The sequence below is a fragment of the Brevibacterium sp. R8603A2 genome (assembly GCF_023072605.1).
Taxonomy (GTDB): Bacteria; Actinomycetota; Actinomycetes; order Actinomycetales; family Brevibacteriaceae; genus Brevibacterium; species Brevibacterium pityocampae.
The window spans coordinates 153,328-172,402 of sequence record NZ_JALLGN010000003.1 but is presented as its reverse complement, the minus strand read 5'-3'; the positions used below and the strand labels follow the sequence as shown (position 1 = coordinate 172,402).

The following is a 19,075-nucleotide window of genomic DNA, read 5'->3' as shown; positions in this document are numbered from 1 at the left end:
GCCTGTTGAATAGAGGCATCAACGTCGTTGCCATGGGAAGGTCATAATTTTAATGAACTCGAGTAATCCAGCACAATCGACGCCAGTGGATTCTGGTTCGTCCGCAGCCGCGCCCCCGGAGCTGCCTGTCGATCTGCACCCGACCTTCGCCGAGCAGTTCGCCCACTTGGCGGAGAGCCGCGGCGACGTCACCGCGCTCATCGACGCGACGGGAGAGCTGACCTTCGCAGAGCTCGAGGCCCGCACGAATCAGGTGGCGCGCCTGTTCGAAGAGCACGGGGTCGGTCAGGGTGACTTCGTTCTCATCTCCACAGCGGTCGGCTCGGTGACCATGGTGTCCGCGATCGCAGCGTGGAAGCTCGGTGCGGTTCCCATGCCGGTGTCCGATCGACTCGTGCAGGCGGAGCTCGACGCGATCACCGCACTCGGCCGGCCCGCGCTCGCGGTCGACACCACCGACCGCCGGATCGACGGGCCGCGGCTCACGTCACTCGACGACGCGAGCGAGCTGTCCGCGGATCCGCTGCCGCCTGCTGTCGCCCCGCAGCTCAAGGTCCCCACCTCCGGTGGCAGCACAGGACGTCCGAAGCTCATCGTGTCCGGCGCCGCCGCGGAACCGGAGACGATCGCACTCCTCGGGCACGTCATGGGTGTCCCGCAGAACGGGGTCTGCCTGGTCACCGCTGCGGTCTACCACAACGCTTCCTTCAGCGACGCGCTGGCCGCGCTGACCCTGGGGAACACGACAGTCCTCATGGAGCGCTTCGACCCCGAACTCACCCTGCAGATGATTGAGAAGCACCGGGCGGCGTGGGTGTACGCGGTGCCGACGATGATGCAACGGATCTGGAAGCTCCCGGACGCAGTGAAGTCCGCCTACGATCTCAGCTCGGTGGAGACGTTCTTCCACGTCGCGGCCCCGTGCCCGCAATGGCTCAAGCGCGCCTGGATCGACTGGCTGGGACCGGAGGTGATCTACGAGCTGTACGGCCCCACGGAGGGGCAGGCGGCCACGACCATCACCGGAACCGAATGGCTCGAACACCCCGGGTCAGTCGGGCGGGCCATCGTCGGCGAGGTCAGTGTGCGCGACGATGACGGTCGCGTACTGCCGCCAGGGGAGATCGGGGTGGTCTGGCTGCGCCGCGGCACCGGTGAACCCCCGGCCTACCGCTACCTCGGGGCCGAGTCCGAGGCGATCGACGAGGGATGGGAGACCGTCGGCGACGTCGGCAGACTCGACGAGGAAGGCTACCTCTACCTCACCGATCGCCGCTCCGACATGCTGCTCGTCGGCGGTGTCAACGTCTACCCCGCGGAGATCGAGGCGGCCGTCGACCGACACCCCGAGGTGCTCGCCTCGTGCTGTGTGGGTCTCTCAGAATCCGAGCTCGGGACCGTCCCGGCACTCGTCATCGAAACTGCAGACGGTCGGGTGCCGGAAGACTTCGACGCATTTCTCTCCGAGCAGCTCTCGCGCGTCAAGCGACCGCGGCGCGTGGTCGCGACGACCCGGCACCTGCGCGATTCCGTGGGCAAGATCCGCAAGCGTGAGATCAAGAGCGAGTTCCTCGAGGACGAGCGCAACCCTTCCTCGAGGCCCTAGAGAGATCAGGTTCGGCCGCCACCGCCGTCCCCGACCAGCTCCTCGACGAGCGTTTCGATGCGACCCCGGATCTCGTCGCGGATCCTGCGCACCGTGTCGATGCTCTGGCCGGCGGGATCCTCGAGTTCCCAGTCCTCGTAGCGCTTGCCGGGGAAGATCGGGCAGGCGTCCCCGCAGCCCATGGTGATGACGACGTCGGAGGCCCGCACCGCATCGGAGGTGAGCACGGTGGGGGAGGCGGCGGTGATGTCGATGCCTTCCTCGGCCATCGCTTCGACGGCTACCGGATTGAGGCTCTCAGCGGGCGCGGAGCCGGCCGAGCGCACCTCGACCCGGCCCGCGCCGAGCTCCGCGAGGTACCCGGCGGCCATCTGCGAGCGCCCCGCGTTGTGGACGCACACGAAGAGCACGCTCGGGCGGGAGGCCGAGGCCTCGGAGCCGGCGCCGGTGACCGCGGCCGAGGTGTCGACCGCGGCTGCGCCCGGCCCGGCGAGCTCCACCCGCAGCTCCTCCACTCGGCAGTCGATGTCATCGCGGACCAGGCGCATGCGCTCGATCCCCTCGATGCCGCGTTCGGAGGGCTCGTCGGTGTGCCAGGTCTCGATCTGGGCGCGCATGCCTTCGACGGGTTCGACGCGCGCCTCGGCGCCGAGCACGATCACCCGGTCCACCCGGCGCAGCAGCTCCGGGTCGATCGGCTTCGGTGAGCCCTCGCTCATATCCGCTCCGACCTCGGCGACGGCCTCCGCGGAGAGCCCGTTGATCGCCGAGCCCGGCCGGGAGCCGGCGGAGTGCACCTCGATCGCCTCTCCGGCGCGGCGGCGCAGGAGGGCAGCGGCCATCTGCGACTTCCCGCCGTTCTTCACGCAGACGAAGAGCACGCTCGGGCGGGAGGCCTCGGCGGGAGGGGTGGCGGTCATGGGGTCTCCTGGGGTCAGGGTTCGACGGTTTCCTGGGTTCATGGGCGGACTCCGTGGTCTCAGCGGTGACGCGCGGCGCCCGGCGGGGAGACTGCGGAGCCGGCACGCACCTCGGGACCGGCGCCGGGCACGGTCGGGTCCCCGGGGAACAGGCGCTTCCCGGCCCACAGCGACACGTAGACGAGGGCGACGAGCACGGGCACCTCGATGAGCGGGCCGACCACTCCGGCGAGCGCTTGGCCCGAGGTCACGCCGAAGGTGCCGATCGCCACGGCGATCGCGAGCTCGAAGTTGTTGCCCGAGGCGGTGAAGGCCGTCGTCGTCGACCGCGCGTAGTCGAGCCCGACCGCCTTCGCCGACAGCAGCCCGACGGCGAACATCACCACGAAGTAGGCGAGCAGCGGCAGCGCGATGCGCGCGACGTCCCACGGCTGGGAGGTGATCGCCTCGCCCTGGAGTGCGAACAGCAGCACGATGGTGAACAGCAGACCGTAGAGCGCCCACGGCCCGAGCTTGGGCAGGAAGCGCTCCTCGTACCACTCGCGCCCCTTGGCCCTCTCCCCGAGCACGCGGGTGAGGAACCCGGCGAGCAGCGGGATGCCGAGGAACACGAGGACGGAGACGACGATCGCCCAGAAGGAGAAGTCCGCCGAGGTCGTCGGCAGCCCCAGCCACGACGGCAGCGCCTGGAGGTAGAACCAGCCGAGCGCGCCGAACGCGACGACCTGGAACACCGAGTTGATCGCGACGAGCACGGCCGCGGCCTCCCGGTCGCCGCAGGCCAGATCGTTCCAGATGAGGACCATCGCGATGCACCGGGCGAGGCCGACGATGATGAGCCCCGTGCGGTACTCCGGCAGGTCGGCGAGGAAGATCCACGCGAGGACGAACATCAGCGCCGGGCCCACGACCCAGTTGAGCGCGAGGGACAGGAGCAGCAGGCGCTTGTCCCCGGTGACCCGGTGGGTCTCGTCATAGCGGACCTTCGCGAGCACCGGGTACATCATGACGAGCAGGCCGATGGCGATCGGGACGGACACCTGGCCGATCGCGACCGCATCGAGCGCCGCGCCGAGCCCGGGGACGAACCGGCCGAGCAGGAGGCCGGCGACCATCGCGAGCAGGATCCAGGCCGGCAGCCAGCGGTCGAGGAAGGACATCTCCCTCATCACCGGTACCGCCTCCGGCCGGGCATGGGTCGTGGTCATCGGCGTGCACTCCTCATATCGATATCTGTCGATGAAAGAATACGCCCACTGATCGACGGGCGTCAATGTATAATGGGACGATGACTGCAGCGACCGCTCCCGAGGTGATCCCCGGCTCGCCGCGCCCGTCCTCGCCCCGGCAGACCGTTCCGTCGAATGCCGGTGCCGCAGCCGAGGCGCCCTGCTGTTCGCTCACCGCCGCACCGCTCGATGTCGAGCATGCCGAGCACATGGCGCTCAAGCTCAAGGCCCTCTCCGACCCGACGCGGCTGCGGCTGCTCTCCCACGTCGCCGCCCAGGGGTGCGAGGCGGTGTGCGCCTGCGATCTCACCGATGAGCTCGGCATCAGCCAGCCCACCGTGAGCCACCACCTCAAGAAGCTCGTCGACGCCGGCCTCCTCACCCGCGAGCAGCGCGGCCGCTGGGCCCACTACACCGTGATCCACGAGGCCTTCGACGACCTCAGCGGCTTCCTCGCCCTGCGCTGACCCTGCTCCCGGGCACCCGCCGCACTGTCTGCAGCGGACGCCGGATGCGCGCTGCCCTGCCCTCCGTCTTCGGCGGGGACCCCGGTTGATAGCCTGGACGGGCCAGAGTTCGTCACCCGACCGAGGAGCCGCCTTGAGAACTGCCCGACTCACCACCGTCGGAAGCCTGACCGCCGTACTCGCCCTGGGGCTGTCTGCCTGCGGCGTCTCGAACGAGGCGGGCGACGCGGACGGCGGGGCCGGCGGTGGAGCCGAGGTCGACGAATCGTTCGCCGACTGCGTTCCGGGATCCGATTCCGCCGACGCCGCGGCGATGGAGGACGACCCGGACACCGAGATCAGCATCGCGGCCTTCAACGGCTGGATCGACACCGAAGTCGTCGCCTACCTCACCGAGTACGTGCTCGAGGAGCAGGGTTACACCGTCGAGGTGCGGTCCTTCGATGCCGCGCCCGGGTTCACCGGGGTGGCACAGGGTGACATCGACATGGTCGCCAGCTCCCAGCTGCCGACAACCCACGCGAGCTACCTCGAGGAATACGGCGACGACCTCGAATCCCAGGGCTGCTGGTACGACGAGGCCGTCAACACCGTCGCCGTCACCGAGGACTCCCCGGCCCAGTCGATCGCCGATCTCGCGGAGATGGCCGACGAGTACGACAACCGGATCGTCGGGATCGAGCCCGGGGCGGGCCTGATGAAGACGATGGAGGAGACCATCATCCCGACCTACGGCCTCGAGTCGCTGGAGCTCGTCTCCGCCTCCACCCCGGCGATGCTCGCCGAGGTCGACCGCGCCGCGCAGTCCGGCGACAACCTCGCAGTGACGATGTGGCACCCCCACTGGGCCTACGATGCCTACCCGCTGCGCGACCTCGAGGATCCTGAGGGCGCGTTCGGCGACCCCGAGAAGCTCTTCTCCTTCACCCGCACCGGCTTCACCGAGGAGTACCCCAAGGCCTCGCAGCTGATGAAGAACTTCGCGATGGACAGCGAGACCTTCACCGGGCTGGCGAACCTCATGGCGAACGAGGAGGAGTACGGCGGGGAGAACCCGGATGAGGCCGTGGCCGAATGGGCTGCGGAGAACCAGGACTTCATCGACGCCTGGGTCGCCGGCGAGCTCGGCGAGTGAGTCGACCCGGCGGGTGCCCGATCCACGGGCACCCGCCGGCGCATCTCCACGTCGGGTGGGCGTCGCCTCGGGCGGGGGTGCACTGGGGCTCACACGCCCGAGGCGTACCCGTCGCGCTGCGGGTCGGCGCCGCCGGCCAGCGTCCCCTCGAACCGGGTGAGTGCATGCACGCCGGCGAAGGCGTAGGACAGCGCTGAGCGCCGCACCTCGTAGCCCATGTCCTCCACCGCGGTCTGCACGCGCCGCGGGATCCGGTTGGAGATGTCGATCGCGTTCGAGGTGGCGACCACGCGCGGTGCCATGACCGCCTCCTGCGCGCTCATCCCGAAGTCGAGGATGTTCGAGATCCCCTGGGCCACCGCCGGGGTGATCCACGAAGCGCCCGGTGCGCCGATCGCCACCACCGGCTCATCGCCGGACATGACGACGACCGGGGCCATCGTCGTGTTGCGGCGCTTGCCCGGCTGGATCGAGTTCACGTGGCCCGGCCGCGGATCGAAGGTGCTCATGCCGCCGTTGAGCACGAAACCGGTGCCCGCCGGGATGTAGCCCGACGGGTTGCCGAGCGTGTGGGTGAGGGAGATCGTCAGCCCCGACTCGTCGGCCGCGCAGAGGTGCGTGGTGTGCCGGGATTCGTGGGAGGAGACCTGCGGCCGGGCGGCGTCGACGTCGGCCTTCTCCCCGGAGCGCACGGCCCGGGCCGCCGCGTCGAGGGAGTCGGCGGTGAGGAGGGCCGCGAAGTCCTCCGGTGAGGCATCGGCCTCGTTCCACAGCCGCTCCTTGTCCCGCAGCGAGGTCTTCATCGCCTCGGCGAGGATCCGGATGTGCTCGGGGCTGTTGTGCTCGAGTGCGGAGAGGTCGAACCGGTCCATGATGCCCAGCGTCTGGAGCAGCTGGACCCCGCCGGCCGGTGCCGGGGCGGCGGAGACGGTGAGGCCCCGGTAGCTCGCGGAGAGCGGTGCGGGCTCGTGGAGCTCGTAGTCGGCGAGGTCCGCGGCGGTGAGGAATCCGCCGTCGGTGGCCACCGACTCGGCGACCGCGACGGCGAGCTCACCGGTGTACAGCGCTTCCGCGCCATGATCGCGCAGGTGGATGAGGGTGTCGGCGAGCTCCGGGTTGACGATCGTGTCGCCGACGGTCGGGAAGCTGCCGTCCTCGCCCAGATAGATGCGGCGGCCATCAGGCGTGATCGCGAGCTTCTCGCCCATATTCATCCGCCCGTAGCGGCGCTCGTTCTGGGTGAGCACGGTGTACGTGTGGGGGCGGACGAGCCATCCCTCGCGGGCAAGCCGGATCGCCGCGGCGAATAGGTCGCCCCAGGGCAGCGAGCCGAACCGTGCGTGGAGGCGGCCGAAGGCGCGCAGGGTGCCCGGCGTCATCACCGATTGGGCGCCGGTCTCGTTGACGAAGCCCGCCACCCGGTAGCCGAAGCCGTCCGTGGTGGGACCCAGCAGGTCGGCCTCCCACATGTCCGGGCGCACCCCGGCCGGACTCGTGCCGAGGCCGTCGATGATGTGGCGGGTACCGTCCGGGGTGACGATCTGCATGTCGGCCATCCCGCCGATCCCGCACATGAGCGGGTCGACGACGCCCTGGACCATGGCCGCGGCGATCGCGGCGTCCACGGCGTTGCCGCCGGCGGCGAGCACCTCGACCCCGGCGTCGGTGGCCTCGGGCTGCGGGGTGGTGATCATCGAGCGGAAGCGGCGGGCGCGAGGTGTGGGGGTCAGCATGGGATCCACGCTAGCGGAGCGGCACCGCCGCAGTCGGCGAGGACTGCGGCGGTGCCGCTCCGAGGGGTCGTGGGCGAGGAAGCTCAGCCGACGACGGTCTGGTGCTGCTCGGCCGGGGACAGGCTGCCCTGGAAGGTCTCGAGCTGGCCGGCGGTGGCCCGCGCATCGACTCCGGTGTTCGGGTCGAGGATGCGGAATGTGCCGTCGGCGGAGTCGTAGTCGGTGATGACCACGGCGTGGACGATGTGCGGGTTGACGCCCTGGGCGGCCCGGTAGTCGTAGACGTAGGGGAGCGCGTCCATGTAGCCGGTGATGATCGCGGACTTGCCGTCGCGCACCTCGTCGAGGGCGCCGGTGAAGTCGGTGTCGGCATTCGCCGGAACGCCCTGCGCGTCGAGGATGCTGACCATGTGGGCTTCCACGGTCGGTCCCGAGGCGAGTCCGGTCTGTCCGCGGGCGGTCTCGATCGCAGCGCGCGGCCCCTGGTCGTAGCCCTGCGGCTGGTAGCCCTCGGCGAGCATCGCGATGACCGCGGAGGTGGGGCCGCAGTCGGCGTCCTGAGTGGGCTGGCCCTGGAACTGGTCGATCGCCACGTAGGACGGGCTCTGCGTGCCGGAGGCCTCTGCGGCTGCGACGGGTGCGGTGCCGAGACCGATCGCGTCGGCCCCGAACCCGAATCCGGTGACCGCGACAGCGCCGGCAGCACCGAGGACGCCGATCCGCTGGAGGAGGGGACGGGTGGAGGAGTGTGCAGTCTGTACCGTGCGCATGAGTCTCGAACCTTTCGTATGGATTCCGTTTCGCAGCGGGCCGCGAGCTGTGATCGCGACCACGTCCACAACGCTGTCACCGGCGGATTCGTCCGACAAGCGGGCCTGCGATGCCGCCGGTGAACGCCAGGTGGACGGCATTTCGGAAATCGGTGCGTTGACGCTTCAACGATCGGGGCCGAGGCGCTCGCGCCTGCGCGTCGCCGCCCACAGCCTTCAATCAGTGTGCGACTCGATTTGAATACCTCTGTACTTGCTGGGAATGCGCGTGGCCGGGTCCCGGGCGGGGAGGCCGCGGCCCATGATCCGGGGACCCACCGCGACCGGCTCGTCCCCTACCGCCGAGGTGCGAGTCGGGTCAGACTGGCAGGAGCATCACCGGTCGCAGTCGACGGCCGGCATCGAGGGGGCAGGAGGCGCACATGCGGATCGGGATCGTGGGAGCAGGGATCGGCGGGCTGTGCGCGGCGATCGGGCTGCAGCGCGCGGGAGCACAGGTGACGGTGTTCGAGCAGGCTCCGGTGCTCCGCGCCGGCGGGTCCGGTCTGTCCGTGTTCGCCAACGGACTCCGCGCCCTCGACGTCATCGGCGTGGGTGACGCCTTCCGGCAGGCCACCTCGGCCGAGGTGCGGGAGCTGCGCGGAGGGCAGCGCCGGCCCGACGGCGCCTGGCTCGCGCGCATCCCCACCGAGGCCGTCGCGGAGCTCCGGGTCATCGACCGGGCGGTGCTCCACGATCTCCTCCTCGACCACCTCGCCCCCGGCACGGTGCGCTCGGGATACCGCATTGTCCGGGCGGATCCCGACGGGTCCGTGGTTGTGGACCCGGGTAGGGAGCCCGAGGCAGACGGCGCCCCGGCCCCCGGACAGGACGCCGAGGCCGGGCCGTCCGGGACATCGGACGAATCCTTCGACCTCGTCGTCGCCGCCGACGGGCTGCGGAGCACGGTCCGGCGCTCCTGGCCGGGCGACCCCGGCATCCGGTACGCCGGCTACTCCGCGTGGCGGGGCATCACCGACCGGCCGGTGGACCTGTACGGCGAGGCCGGGGAGACCTGGGGCATCAGGCAGCGCTTCGGCCTGGCACCCCTGTCCGACGGGCGCGTGTACTGGTTCGCAGTGGCGACGATGGCACAGGACGTGCGGATCGAGGACGAGATGGCGGCAGTCCGCGCGACGTTCGGGCACTGGCACGCACCCATCCCCGCGCTGCTCGAGGCGACGCCCGCGGACCGCGTCCACCGGTTGCCGATCAACGAGCTCGCCGGTCCGCTCCCGTCCTACGTCCGCGGCCGGACGGTGCTGCTCGGCGACGCCGCGCACGCCATGACACCGAACCTGGGACAGGGCGGGGGCCAGGCGATGGAGGACGCCGCCGTCCTCACCGTGGCGCTCGGCGGGCTCGCGCGGGATGACGCCCCAGATCCGGTGCAAGTGGGCTCCGCGCTCGCCCGCTACGACGCCCTGCGCCGACCGCGCTCCCAGCGCATCGCCCGGATGTCGCGCCTGGTGGGACAGATGGGGCACGTGCGGGGTGCTGCGGTGAGCCGGGTCCGAGACCAGGTGCTCCGCCTCACCCCGGAGCGCGCGCTCGTCCGGCAGATCCGACAGGTGCAGGGTTGGGAGCCGCCGGCGGGGTGAGGGCGGGCCGAGGGCCGCTCGGCGCCCCTCGGCCCACGCCCCTCAGGCCACGTGCGCGTCTGCCACTGCGAGCGCCTCGTCGAGCACCTCGAGACCGCGGATCACGTCCTCGTCCGGGGTGTTGAGCGGCGGCACGACGTGGATGCGGTTGAAGTTCGCGAACGCCAGCACACCGCCGGCCAGCAGTGCCTTCATGAGCTCCGCCATCGCCTTCGAGCTGCCGCCGTAGGGCGCCAGCGGCTCCCGGGTCGTCCGATCCTTGACGAGCTCGACCGCCCAGAAGCACCCGAGACCGCGCACATCACCCACGGACTGGTGGCGCTCGGCGATCTCCCGCAGGCGCGGGCCGATGACATCGGTCCCCAGCCGTGCGGCGTTCTCGACCATCCCCTCCTCGCGCATCGCGGTGATCGTCGCGACCGCCGCCGCGCAGGCGAGCGGGTGACCCGAGTAGGTCAGGCCGCCCGGATAGGTGCGATCGACGAAGGTCTCGTAGATCGGCCGGGAGATCGCCACCCCGCCCAGCGGCACGTACCCGGAGTTGACCCCCTTGGCGAAGGTGATGAGGTCCGGGGCGACGTCCCAGTGGTCGACGGCGAACCAGGCGCCGGTCCGCCCGAACCCGGCCATGACCTCATCGGCGATGTAGACGATCCCGTGCTTCCGGGTGAGCTCCCGGACGCCTGCGAGGTACCCCGGCGGCGGCGCATAGATCCCGGCCGTGCCGGGCACGGTCTCGAGGACCAGGGCGGCGATCCGGTCCGGTCCCTCGAGGAGGATCATGTCCTCGAGGTGGCGCAGCGCCCGCTCGGTCTCCTGCTCCTCGGTCTCCGATCCGAAGTAGCTCCGATACGGGTAGGCGGGCATGAAATGGACGACGCCCTCGGCCGAGTAGTCGTTGGGGAACCGGCGCGGATCACCGGTGACGTTGACCGCGAGCTGCGTCCCGCCGTGATAGCTGCGGTACGCCGAGAGCACCTTGTGACGGCCCGTGTGCAGCCGCGCCATGCGGATCGCGTGCTCGTTCGCATCCGCCCCGCCGTTGGTGAAGAACACGTGGTCGAGCCCGTCCGGTGTGAGCTCGGTGATGAGGCGCGCAGCCTCGGAGCGGGCATCGTTGACGTGCTGCGGGGCGATGGTGCAGAGCTTCCCCGCCTGCTCCTGGATCGCGGCCACGACGGCCGGGTGCTGATGCCCGATGTTCGTGTTCACGAGCTGGGAGGAGAAGTCGAGGAGCTCGCGCCCCTCGCCGTCCCACACCCGGGAACCCTCGGCCCGGAGCACCGTCATCGGGGAGAACGGTCCCTGGGCCTGCCAGGAGTGGAAGACGTGCGTCCGGTCGAGTTCATGGGCGCGCCGGCCGGCATCGATCTCGGCCTCGGTGATCGCGGCCTCGGATCGAGTGGTGGATTCGACGGTGGTGGTCATGGTGTGTCCTTCAGGTTCGGGTGCCGCTCAGGCGTTGGTCGGGAATCCGAGGTTGATGCCGCCGTGGCTGGGATCGAGCCAGCGCTTGGTGACGACCTTGCCGCGGGTGAAGAAGTGGACGCCCTCGGTGCCGTGGGCGTGGGTGTCGCCGAACAGCGAGTTCTTCCAGCCGCCGAACGAGTAGTACGCCATCGGCACCGGGATCGGGACGTTGACGCCGATCATCCCGACCTGGACCTCGTTCTCGAACCGCCGGGCGGCACCGCCGTCGTTCGTGAAGATCGCCGTGCCGTTCCCGTAGGGGTTCGCATTGATGAGTTCGAGCCCCTCGTCGTATCCGGCGACCCGCACGACGGAGAGCACCGGCCCGAAGATCTCGTCGGTGTAGATCGACATCTCCGGGGTGACTGCGTCGAACAGGGTCGGTGCGACGAAGAAGCCTTCACCGTCGGCGTCGACCTCCGGCGAGCGGCCGTCGACGACGAGGGTCGCGCCGGCTTCCACCCCGGCGTCGATGTACCCGGTGACCTTGTCCCGGTGGGCGGCGGTGATGAGCGGACCCATGTCGGTATCACGGGTCCCGTCGCCGGTGCGCAGCGTGCGGGTGCGCTCCGCGATCTTCTCCACGAGCGCGTCAGCGATCGAGTCGACCGCGACGACCGCGGAGATCGCCATGCACCGTTCACCGGCCGCCCCGTAGCCGGCGTTGACCGCCGCGTCGGCTGCGAGGTCGAGGTCGGCATCGGGGAGGACGAGCATGTGGTTCTTCGCCCCGCCGAGCGCCTGCACCCGCTTTCCGGCTGCGGTCGCGGTCTCGTAGACGTACCGGGCGATCGGCGTGGAGCCGACGAACGACACCGAGGCGACCCGCTCGTCGGTGAGGAGCGTGTCGACGGCCTCCTTGTCGCCGTGGACGACGGTGAAGACGCCGTCCGGCAGGCCCGCCTCCTGCCACAGGGCGGCGATCCAGTTGGCGGCCGAGGGATCCTTCTCCGAGGGCTTGAGCACGACGGTGTTGCCGGCCGCGATCGCGATGGGGAAGAACCACATCGGCACCATCGCCGGGAAGTTGAACGGCGAGATGATCGCGGACACCCCGACCGGCTGGCGCAGCGAATGGACGTCGACCCCGGAGGACGCGTTCTCGGTGTGGCCGCCCTTGAGGAGGTGCGGCATGCCGCACGCGAACTCGACGACCTCCTGGCCGCGGCTGATCTCACCGAGCGCATCGGCGAGCACCTTGCCCTGCTCGGCGGTGATGATCGCGGCCAGCTCCTCCTTGCGGGAGTTGAGCAGCTCGCGGAAGGAGAAGAGCACGGAGACCCGCTTCGACAGCGAGGTGTCCCGCCATCCGGGGAAGGCGGCGGCCGCCGAGGCGATGGCCGCCTCGGTCTCCGCGCGTGAGGCGAGCAGGACCTCACCGGTGCGCTCCCCCGTCGCGGGGTTGTGGAGCTCGCCGCGGCGCGCGTCGTCGGAGATCGGCGCTGGTGCGCCGTCGATCCAGTGGGTGATCGTCGTCATCGTGAATGCCCTTTCGGCGGGTCGGGGAGGACGTGGTCGGCCGCCGCACAGTGACGGCCCTCACACACAGGCTGGACCCGGTCCTCCGCGACGTCAATGTGCACAGTGTCAGGTCTTAGGTGTGTCAGATGACAGTCTGTACAGTCGGCCCATGACTCACATCGCTCCCGACTCCCGCTCGGAGTCCCCGGTGACCGTGGCGCGCGTGCTCGAGCTCCCCGACCTCGCGGCCGGTGCGCCCGAGGTGCTCTGCGGGCAGGATCTCCTCGGAACCCCGGTCCGGTGGGTGCACATCGTCGACACCGAGAACACCGGTGCGCTGCTCGAGGGCGGAGAGCTCGTGCTCACTACCGGATCGGTCTTCCGGCACTCCCATGACCAGGCGCGCAGCTTCTTCGACGACATCGAGGCGGCTGGGGTCGCGGCGGTCGTCGTCGAGCTCGTGGGCCCCGACGGAGCGTTCGACGCCGAGGCCCGCCGCCGCATCGGATCCGCCGTGGACGGCCGGGTGCTGCCGGTGGTCGTGCTCCACCGGCGTGCGCGATTCGTGCGCGTGACACAGGCCGCGCACCGGCTCCTCATCGGCGAGCAGGTCGCCCGGCTCGAGAGCGCGCGCCGGGTCCACGAGGTGTTCACCGGCTTGAGCCTCGAGGGTGCGGACGAGCAGCGCATCGTCGACACCGCCGCCGAACTCCTGGGCGCCGCCGTCGTGCTCGAGGACGCCGCTCACCGGGTGCTCGCGTTCAATGCCGCGGGTGGGAGCGTCGCCGCCCTGCTCGCCGAATGGCCGGCCCGCGCGACCGGTGAGGGCGGCCGCGCGCGCGAGGCCGGCCCTGCCGGCTCCCGGGCGGTCCGGCTGCACACCCCTGTGGGGGTGAGCGGGCGGCGCTGGGGTCGCCTCGTGGTCCCGGACGCCGGGAGCGGGGCGGAGGCGGCCGCACACGTCCTCGAGCGCGCGGGGCAGGCGGTCACCCTTGCGCGGATGGCTGCGCAGGACCGGCGCGATCTGCTGCAGCAGGCGCGGACGGGCTTCCTCCAGGAGCTCATGGACGGTACGCTCACGGACCCCGGGCAGGCTCTCGCCCGGGCCGAGGCACTGGGCATGCGCAGCGCTCCGGTGTACCTGCCGTTCGTCCTGCAGCTCGAGCCGGTGCCCGGGGAGGATCCGACCGGGCTGCAGCTGCGCGAGCGGGCGGCCCTGGACGCGATGACGGCTGCCGCCCGTGCGCAGCGGTTGCCGGCGCTCGCCGGCGGTCTGCGCTCGGGGTCCTTCGCCGTCCTCCTCGGTCTCGGCTCCGCCGACGACGTCGACCGGCGGCTGGGGGACCTCCTCGACCGGGCCGACGCGCTCCTCGACGGCGGGCGCCCGGATGCCGCCGGCGCGAAACCGACATCGTGGATCGTCGGGGTCGGACCCGCGGCGGACTCGCTCAGCGGCGCGGCCGCAGGTCTCGAGGACGCCGGCCGGACCGTCGAGGTCGTCGCCACGATGGAGGTGCACCGCCGCCCGTTCTATCGCTTCGGCGATGTGCGGCTGCGCGGGGTGCTGTCAGCCCTGCGGGAGGAGCCGCGGATGCGCGCCTTCGTCGAATCGGAGCTCGGCGGGCTGCTCTCCTCCGAAGGCCCCGCGGCGCTCGGATTCCTCCGCGTGCTCCTCGAGTGCGGCGGGAACAAGGCGGAGGCGGCCCGCCGTGCGAACCTCAGCAGGCCCGCCCTCTATGCCCGGATCGCCCGGATCGAATCGGTGCTCGGCGTATCCCTCGAGGACGCCGACTCACGGCTCGCGGTGCACGTCGCACTGCTGTGGCTCGAGGTCGGCGGGAGCCTGGACGGGAGGCGCTGAACCGGCGCGGGGACGGCGGCCGGTCGGGGCTTCCTACAGTCTTCATCCCCGCTCGAATACCCCCGGGGGGTGCATGTCGGACTGGATCGATCAACCCGACAGACCCAGGAGACGCCATACTTCTCGAACGCAATCACGACGAGGGCCTCAGACAGGCGAGCTACTTCATCGGCTGCCAGGCGAAGGGCGAGGCCCGCGCGGTCGACGCCCGCTACAGCATGACCACCACCGCAGTCACCGAGACCCACATCCACGCCGACCACCTCTCCGGCTCCCGCGAGCTCGCCGCTGCCACCGGTGCTCAGCTCGACGCCTCCGGCGACGGCGATGCGGGCGGGCAGCGCGGATTCGAGGCCACGCGCCTGCACGACGGCGACACCATCACCCTCGGAAACCTCACCATCCGGGCGCGCCACGCTCCGGGCCGCACGCCGGAACACCTCGTGTTCCTCGTCACCGACGGCGCCTTCGCGGGCGAGCTCGGGTACATGCTCTGGTGCACCACCGACGAAAGGACCACGATCATGTGCCGAGCAGTGACCTGCAAGAAGTGCGGAAAGACCACCTGGGCCGGCTGCGGCCAGCACGTCGACCAGGTGATGAAGGGCGTCCCGCGCGCCGATCGGTGCAGCGGGCACCCGAAAGGTGAGAAGGGTGCCGGGAAGCCGGGATTCCTCGCCCGGCTCCTCGGCCGCTGAGGCGGACGGCCTCCACCGGGCGGCCGCCCGACGGGACCGCTGCACCCGCCGTCCCCCGCAGTCCGGTCGCCCGGTAGGGTCGAGGGTTCAGCCGCCCGCCTTCGGCACCCCAGGATTGGAGCCACCGTGGACAAACCCAGAGGACAGGACAGCTTCTCCCGGTCCTACCGATTCTTTGCCCGGATCGAGTACATCCTGCTCCATGTCTTCGGCCCTTCGACGGGCAACGGGCGCAACGATCCGCGGGTGCGCAACCGCCGCGAGTACGAGCGCCGCCGCGAGCTCCACGAGCAGTGGCTCGCCTCGCAGGGCTCCAGCACCTGAGAACACGGTGGAGGGCCGCCGTCCTTTTATCGAGGATCAGGCCGCGCCGCCGCGATACCCTCGCTCCATGCCGCCCCGCTTCGTCACCGACGCCGACATCCGCGCCCACCTCACGCCCCGGCTCGCCGTCGTCACCATGCTCGCCGCGCTCGCCGACCACGGCCGAGGCGCCCTCACGGCACCCGCCCGTGTCACCGCAGGACCGCTGGTCTTCACCGCCGGCGCCACGCCCACCCATCACGGCTACCGGTCCTATGCCGCCGCCGGCGGGCCGGCCGCGGAGCAGGTCGTCGTCGCCCACAGCGCGGAATCCGGCGCGGTCGAGGCGATCGCGGTGGGGAACCTCCTGGGCCCGCGCCGCACGGGCGCACTCGGAGGTGCGGCCGCCTCGCTGCTCGCCGGGCCGGGGCCGCACACCGTGGCGGTCATCGGCTCCGGCGTGCAGGCACGCAACCAGCTGTGGGCACTCGGCGGCGTCCTCGACATCGCCGAGGTGCGCATCCACTCGCCTCGCGAGGCCCGCCGCGAGCGCCTGGCCGAGCACACGCGCACGGTCCTCGGCCTGCCCGCCCGGGCGTACGCCTCGGCAGCGGAGGCGGTGGGCGCGGCAACGATCGTCGTCCTCGCCACGGACTCCGCGAGCCCGGTGATCGACGCCGCCGGGCTCGCCCCCGACGTCCTCGTCCACACGCTCGGGGCCGCGGCCGGCGGTCGCAGCGAGATCCCGCCCGGCCTGCTCGCCGGCGCGTTCGTCACCGCCGATTCCCCGGCCCAGCACCTCAGCGAGGCCGACCCGCTGCTGCCACCCGGCGGAGCCGAGGCGATCGTGCCGCTCGGGCGGGTGGCCGCAGGACTCGAACAGGCCCCGCACACCGGTCGGCGGGTCTACCTGTCCCGCGGGCTCGCCGGGACCGAGGTGGCTCTGCTCGCCGCGATCGGTGCTGCGATCGGTGCTGCGGCGGCTGCCGGCGGTTGATCGAGGGCGCGGCGATCGGTCAGCCCTCCGGCTCAGCCCCCCCGGCTCAATCCAAAGGCTCAACCCTCCGGCTCATTCCCCCGCGCCGTCGGCGGTGTACCCGGTGACGGTCTCGGTCCCGTCCGGTGCGCGATGGATCACCGGCCGCAGGCCGCGGCACGTGGCGAGCGGCTCCGGCGGGCCGTCGGTCGAGAAGCGGACGGAGCGCACCTGTCCGGGTGCGACGAAGATCGCCGAGGTGCCGATATTCACCTGCACCGGCGCACCGGCGCTCAGCTCATCGGCCAGGGACGCGTGGTGGACTCCCCACCACCGCTCGTCGCCCTCGAGCAGCCGGCCGCTCAGTCGGCCGTCCTCGGCCGCCTCGGTGATGACGGCGTCCTGCCAGCGCTCGGGGTGCTGGCCGAGGAGCCGGGCCTGGATGAAGTGGATCTCGTGCCCCGGGGAGGTGCGGCGGCACTCCTCGGCGCCGGGCACGCGCGCCAGGGTGGTCCGGGGGTCGAGGCCGTGCTCCCGGGGGTCGAAGTCCGGGGTGCGGTGCTCAGTGGATTCGGTCATCATTCCTCACTCGGATCGGTCCGTGCTCTCCGTGAGGGCGATCGGCACGCAGCGCGCTCGACCGCCCGGTGGGGAGCGGTGCAATGGGCGACGCGGCTGCGGACTCGCGAGGCACCACCAGTCTGCCGCGTCGGCCGGAACACGTACCCGGAGCACGTCATCCGGGGTCACCCGGTGACACCTGCTGTCATGGAGGGTCACCGGGTGCCACGGCGGAGTGTGGGCGCGTGCCGATCCGAGCGGGCGGATCCGCCGGCACCAGGCCCCTGGGCCGCCGCAGGCCGACACATTGTGAGACGGATGTCTCAATCATTGACATCCGCGTAGAATCGCGGAAATCAGCCGACATTCCAGACGCACGACCCGAAGGAGCGACCGATGCCGGACGCCGCACTGCGAGACGACACCGCCCGACCCGGCGACCCGCGAGCTGCCGCGAAGGAGGCGCGCAGCGGCTACATCGCCGTCACCGTGTTCCCGCTCCTCATCATCGCCGGCGGCGTCGTCGGCTATCTCGCCGCCGACACGGTCTCCCAGGCGGCACCGGCGGTCAACACCCTGCTCGGCGTCGTGATGTTCACGATGGGGCTCACTCTCCGGCCGGTCGACTTCGCCCTCGTCGCCAAGCGCCCGCTGCCGGTGCTGCTCGGCGTCATCGCGCAGTTCGTCATCATGCCGCTCGTCGCGCTCCTCGTCGTCGTCCTCCTCCAGCTGCCGCCGGAGATCGCCGCCGGCGTCATCCTCGTCGGCTGCGCACCCGGCGGCACCGCCTCGAACGTCGTGGCGTACCTGGCCCGCGGCGACGTCGCCCTGTCGGTGACGATGACCTCGGTGTCCACGCTGCTCGCGCCGCTCCTCACCCCGCTGCTCACCCTGTGGCTGGCCGGACAGTACATGCCCGTCGCCGCCGGCGACATGGCGCTCACCATCGTCAAGATCGTCCTCGTCCCCGTGGTGCTCGGCGTCGTCGTCCGGCTGCTCCTGCCCAAGGTCGTCGTCCGGCTGCTGCCGGTCCTGCCCTGGCTGTCCGTGCTCACCATCGCGGTGATCGTCGCGATCGTCGTGTCCGGCAGCGCCGACCGGATCATCGAGGCCGGTCTGCTCGTCCTCGCCGCCGTCATCCTCCACAACGTCTTCGGCATGGCGCTCGGCTACGGCGCGGCCGCCGTGTTCCGCCTCCCGCTGCCCTCGCGCCGCACCATGGCGGTCGAGGTCGGGATGCAGAACTCCGGTCTGGCCGCCGGCCTCGCCGCGCAGTACATGAACCCGCTCGCCGCCCTGCCCGGTGCGGTGTTCTCTGTGTGGCACAACGTGTCCGGCGCGCTCTTCGCTCTGATCTGCCAGAACATCGACCGCCGCCGGGCCCGCACCGCCGGGTCCCCGGCCCCGGCGCCCGCACCCGAGGCGCGGTGACCTGCGACGCTGCGAGCCGCCGGTGACCCCTCCGCCGGCCCGTTCCCGGTGGGGCGGCCGGTAGGCTCATGAGCATCATGCCGGACGCCGAGACCCTCATCGGCGCCCTCGGGATCGAGCTGTGGCGGATCCCGCTCGTCGTGCTGTCCGCGATCGCGATCTATCTGACCTTCCTCGTCTTCGTCAGGATCTTCGGCGCCCGCGTGCTCGCGGTGACCTCGAGCTTCGACGTCGTCGTGACGATCATGTTCGGCGCGGTCGCCGGCCGCGTCATCCTCGGCCATCCGCCGACGCTCGCAGCCGGAGTGATCGGCCTGTTCACGCTCATGGCCGCCGAGGCGGTGTTCGGGGCCGTGCGGAACTGGCGGGGGATGCGCCGCGTCCTCGAATCGACCGGGGTCGTCGTGATGGCGCACGGCAGGGTGGTCGACGAGCACCTGCGGCGGTCCCACGTCACGTACAGCGACATCATGGCCGCCCTGCGGGCGCGCGGCGTACCGAACCCCGACCTCGTCCAGTGCGTCATCCTCGAATCGACCGGCGGGCTCTCGGTCTTCGACTCCGGGGAGCCGGTCGACCCGCGCATCCTCGACGGCGTCGTCGGCGCCGAACTCGTCACCGCTGGGGCTCCGACGGGTGCCGAGGTGCGCGCTGCCGGGGCGCGCTCCACCCGGGCCTCCTCTCCCGAGGGGACCGGCGGGCGCTCGCCCGGTGTGCCGGAGTCCGGCGACGGGGCGGGGCAGAGCGCGGGCGAGGCGCACCGCCCGGGGCACGGACCCGCCGACGGCCCCCGATGCTGACCGGGATCAACCGT

The 19,075-nt window shown here is 71.3% G+C and carries 17 protein-coding genes and 2 pseudogenes; 11 read left to right on the top strand and 8 right to left on the bottom strand.

Annotated features, from left to right (window positions below):
• Nucleotides 1-85 precede the first annotated feature (85 nt).
• Nucleotides 86-1,606: an AMP-binding protein gene (locus tag MTQ12_RS04310; RefSeq protein WP_247424301.1), complete on the top strand. Its 1,521-nt coding sequence runs from the start codon at nt 86-88 to the stop codon at nt 1,604-1,606.
• 5 nt (nt 1,607-1,611) lie between these two features.
• Here MTQ12_RS04310 and MTQ12_RS04305 read toward each other — a convergent pair whose 3' ends face one another.
• The 3 genes and pseudogenes from MTQ12_RS04305 to arsB all read right to left on the bottom strand — a co-directional run bounded on the left by MTQ12_RS04305 (nt 1,612) and on the right by arsB (nt 3,734).
• On the bottom strand, nt 1,612-2,016 hold the full coding sequence (locus tag MTQ12_RS04305) for an arsenate reductase ArsC (protein WP_265809854.1): 405 nt from the start codon (nt 2,014-2,016) through the stop codon (nt 1,612-1,614).
• Nucleotides 2,017-2,094: 78 nt separating this feature from the next.
• Nucleotides 2,095-2,526: pseudogene (locus MTQ12_RS04300) on the bottom strand (low molecular weight phosphatase family protein); the annotation flags it as partial.
• Between the two features lie 59 nt (nt 2,527-2,585).
• On the bottom strand, nt 2,586-3,734 hold the full coding sequence (gene arsB, locus MTQ12_RS04295; RefSeq protein ID WP_282599162.1) for an ACR3 family arsenite efflux transporter: 1,149 nt from the start codon (nt 3,732-3,734) through the stop codon (nt 2,586-2,588).
• 80 nt (nt 3,735-3,814) lie between these two features.
• Between arsB and MTQ12_RS04290 the strand changes: the two genes are divergently transcribed.
• Together MTQ12_RS04290 and MTQ12_RS04285 are read left to right on the top strand one after the other, a co-directional pair.
• Nucleotides 3,815-4,222: a metalloregulator ArsR/SmtB family transcription factor gene (locus MTQ12_RS04290; protein WP_247424298.1), complete on the top strand. Its 408-nt coding sequence runs from the start codon at nt 3,815-3,817 to the stop codon at nt 4,220-4,222.
• A gap of 133 nt (nt 4,223-4,355) precedes the next feature.
• The gene (locus MTQ12_RS04285; RefSeq protein WP_247424296.1) at nt 4,356-5,357 is read left to right on the top strand and encodes a glycine betaine ABC transporter substrate-binding protein; all 1,002 of its coding nucleotides are present in this window, start codon (nt 4,356-4,358) and stop codon (nt 5,355-5,357) included.
• Between the two features lie 89 nt (nt 5,358-5,446).
• Here the strand turns inward: MTQ12_RS04285 and MTQ12_RS04280 are convergent, their stop codons facing one another.
• Together MTQ12_RS04280 and MTQ12_RS04275 are read right to left on the bottom strand one after the other, a co-directional pair.
• Nucleotides 5,447-7,090: a gamma-glutamyltransferase gene (locus tag MTQ12_RS04280; RefSeq protein ID WP_247424293.1), complete on the bottom strand. Its 1,644-nt coding sequence runs from the start codon at nt 7,088-7,090 to the stop codon at nt 5,447-5,449.
• Between the two features lie 83 nt (nt 7,091-7,173).
• Nucleotides 7,174-7,860, bottom strand: a complete 687-nt coding sequence (locus MTQ12_RS04275; protein WP_101652931.1) for a hypothetical protein — start codon at nt 7,858-7,860, stop codon at nt 7,174-7,176.
• Between MTQ12_RS04275 and MTQ12_RS04270 the strand changes: the two genes are divergently transcribed.
• On the top strand, nt 7,859-8,101 hold the full coding sequence (locus tag MTQ12_RS04270) for a hypothetical protein (protein ID WP_247424291.1): 243 nt from the start codon (nt 7,859-7,861) through the stop codon (nt 8,099-8,101). The genes MTQ12_RS04275 and MTQ12_RS04270 overlap by 2 nt on opposite strands.
• A 181-nt stretch (nt 8,102-8,282) precedes the next feature.
• Complete coding sequence (locus MTQ12_RS04265) at nt 8,283-9,500, top strand: FAD-dependent monooxygenase (RefSeq protein ID WP_247424289.1); 1,218 nt, start codon at nt 8,283-8,285, stop codon at nt 9,498-9,500.
• A gap of 42 nt (nt 9,501-9,542) precedes the next feature.
• Here MTQ12_RS04265 and MTQ12_RS04260 read toward each other — a convergent pair whose 3' ends face one another.
• Complete coding sequence (locus MTQ12_RS04260; RefSeq protein ID WP_247424286.1) at nt 9,543-10,928, bottom strand: aspartate aminotransferase family protein; 1,386 nt, start codon at nt 10,926-10,928, stop codon at nt 9,543-9,545.
• A 27-nt stretch (nt 10,929-10,955) separates the two neighbouring features.
• Entirely contained in the window at nt 10,956-12,449 is a 1,494-nt protein-coding gene (locus tag MTQ12_RS04255; RefSeq protein ID WP_247424284.1) for a CoA-acylating methylmalonate-semialdehyde dehydrogenase, read from the bottom strand.
• A 151-nt stretch (nt 12,450-12,600) separates the two neighbouring features.
• Here MTQ12_RS04255 and MTQ12_RS04250 point away from each other — a divergent pair, with 151 nt between their 5' ends.
• The 4 genes and pseudogenes from MTQ12_RS04250 to MTQ12_RS04235 all read left to right on the top strand — a co-directional run bounded on the left by MTQ12_RS04250 (nt 12,601) and on the right by MTQ12_RS04235 (nt 16,290).
• Entirely contained in the window at nt 12,601-14,292 is a 1,692-nt protein-coding gene (locus MTQ12_RS04250) for a PucR family transcriptional regulator (protein ID WP_247424282.1), read from the top strand.
• Between the two features lie 116 nt (nt 14,293-14,408).
• Nucleotides 14,409-14,786: pseudogene (locus MTQ12_RS04245) on the top strand (MBL fold metallo-hydrolase); the annotation flags it as partial.
• A gap of 330 nt (nt 14,787-15,116) precedes the next feature.
• Nucleotides 15,117-15,314: a hypothetical protein gene (locus tag MTQ12_RS04240; RefSeq protein WP_137318552.1), complete on the top strand. Its 198-nt coding sequence runs from the start codon at nt 15,117-15,119 to the stop codon at nt 15,312-15,314.
• Between the two features lie 67 nt (nt 15,315-15,381).
• Complete coding sequence (locus MTQ12_RS04235) at nt 15,382-16,290, top strand: hypothetical protein (RefSeq protein WP_247424280.1); 909 nt, start codon at nt 15,382-15,384, stop codon at nt 16,288-16,290.
• A gap of 72 nt (nt 16,291-16,362) precedes the next feature.
• Here the strand turns inward: MTQ12_RS04235 and MTQ12_RS04230 are convergent, their stop codons facing one another.
• Complete coding sequence (locus MTQ12_RS04230; RefSeq protein ID WP_247424279.1) at nt 16,363-16,848, bottom strand: hypothetical protein; 486 nt, start codon at nt 16,846-16,848, stop codon at nt 16,363-16,365.
• A 378-nt stretch (nt 16,849-17,226) separates the two neighbouring features.
• Between MTQ12_RS04230 and MTQ12_RS04225 the strand changes: the two genes are divergently transcribed.
• Both MTQ12_RS04225 and MTQ12_RS04220 read left to right on the top strand, forming a co-directional pair.
• On the top strand, nt 17,227-18,261 hold the full coding sequence (locus MTQ12_RS04225) for a bile acid:sodium symporter family protein (protein WP_247424278.1): 1,035 nt from the start codon (nt 17,227-17,229) through the stop codon (nt 18,259-18,261).
• 68 nt (nt 18,262-18,329) lie between these two features.
• A complete protein-coding gene (locus tag MTQ12_RS04220) occupies nt 18,330-19,061 on the top strand; it encodes a YetF domain-containing protein (RefSeq protein ID WP_247424277.1) in 732 nt (243 codons plus the stop codon).
• The last annotated feature ends 14 nt before the right edge of the window (nt 19,062-19,075 follow it).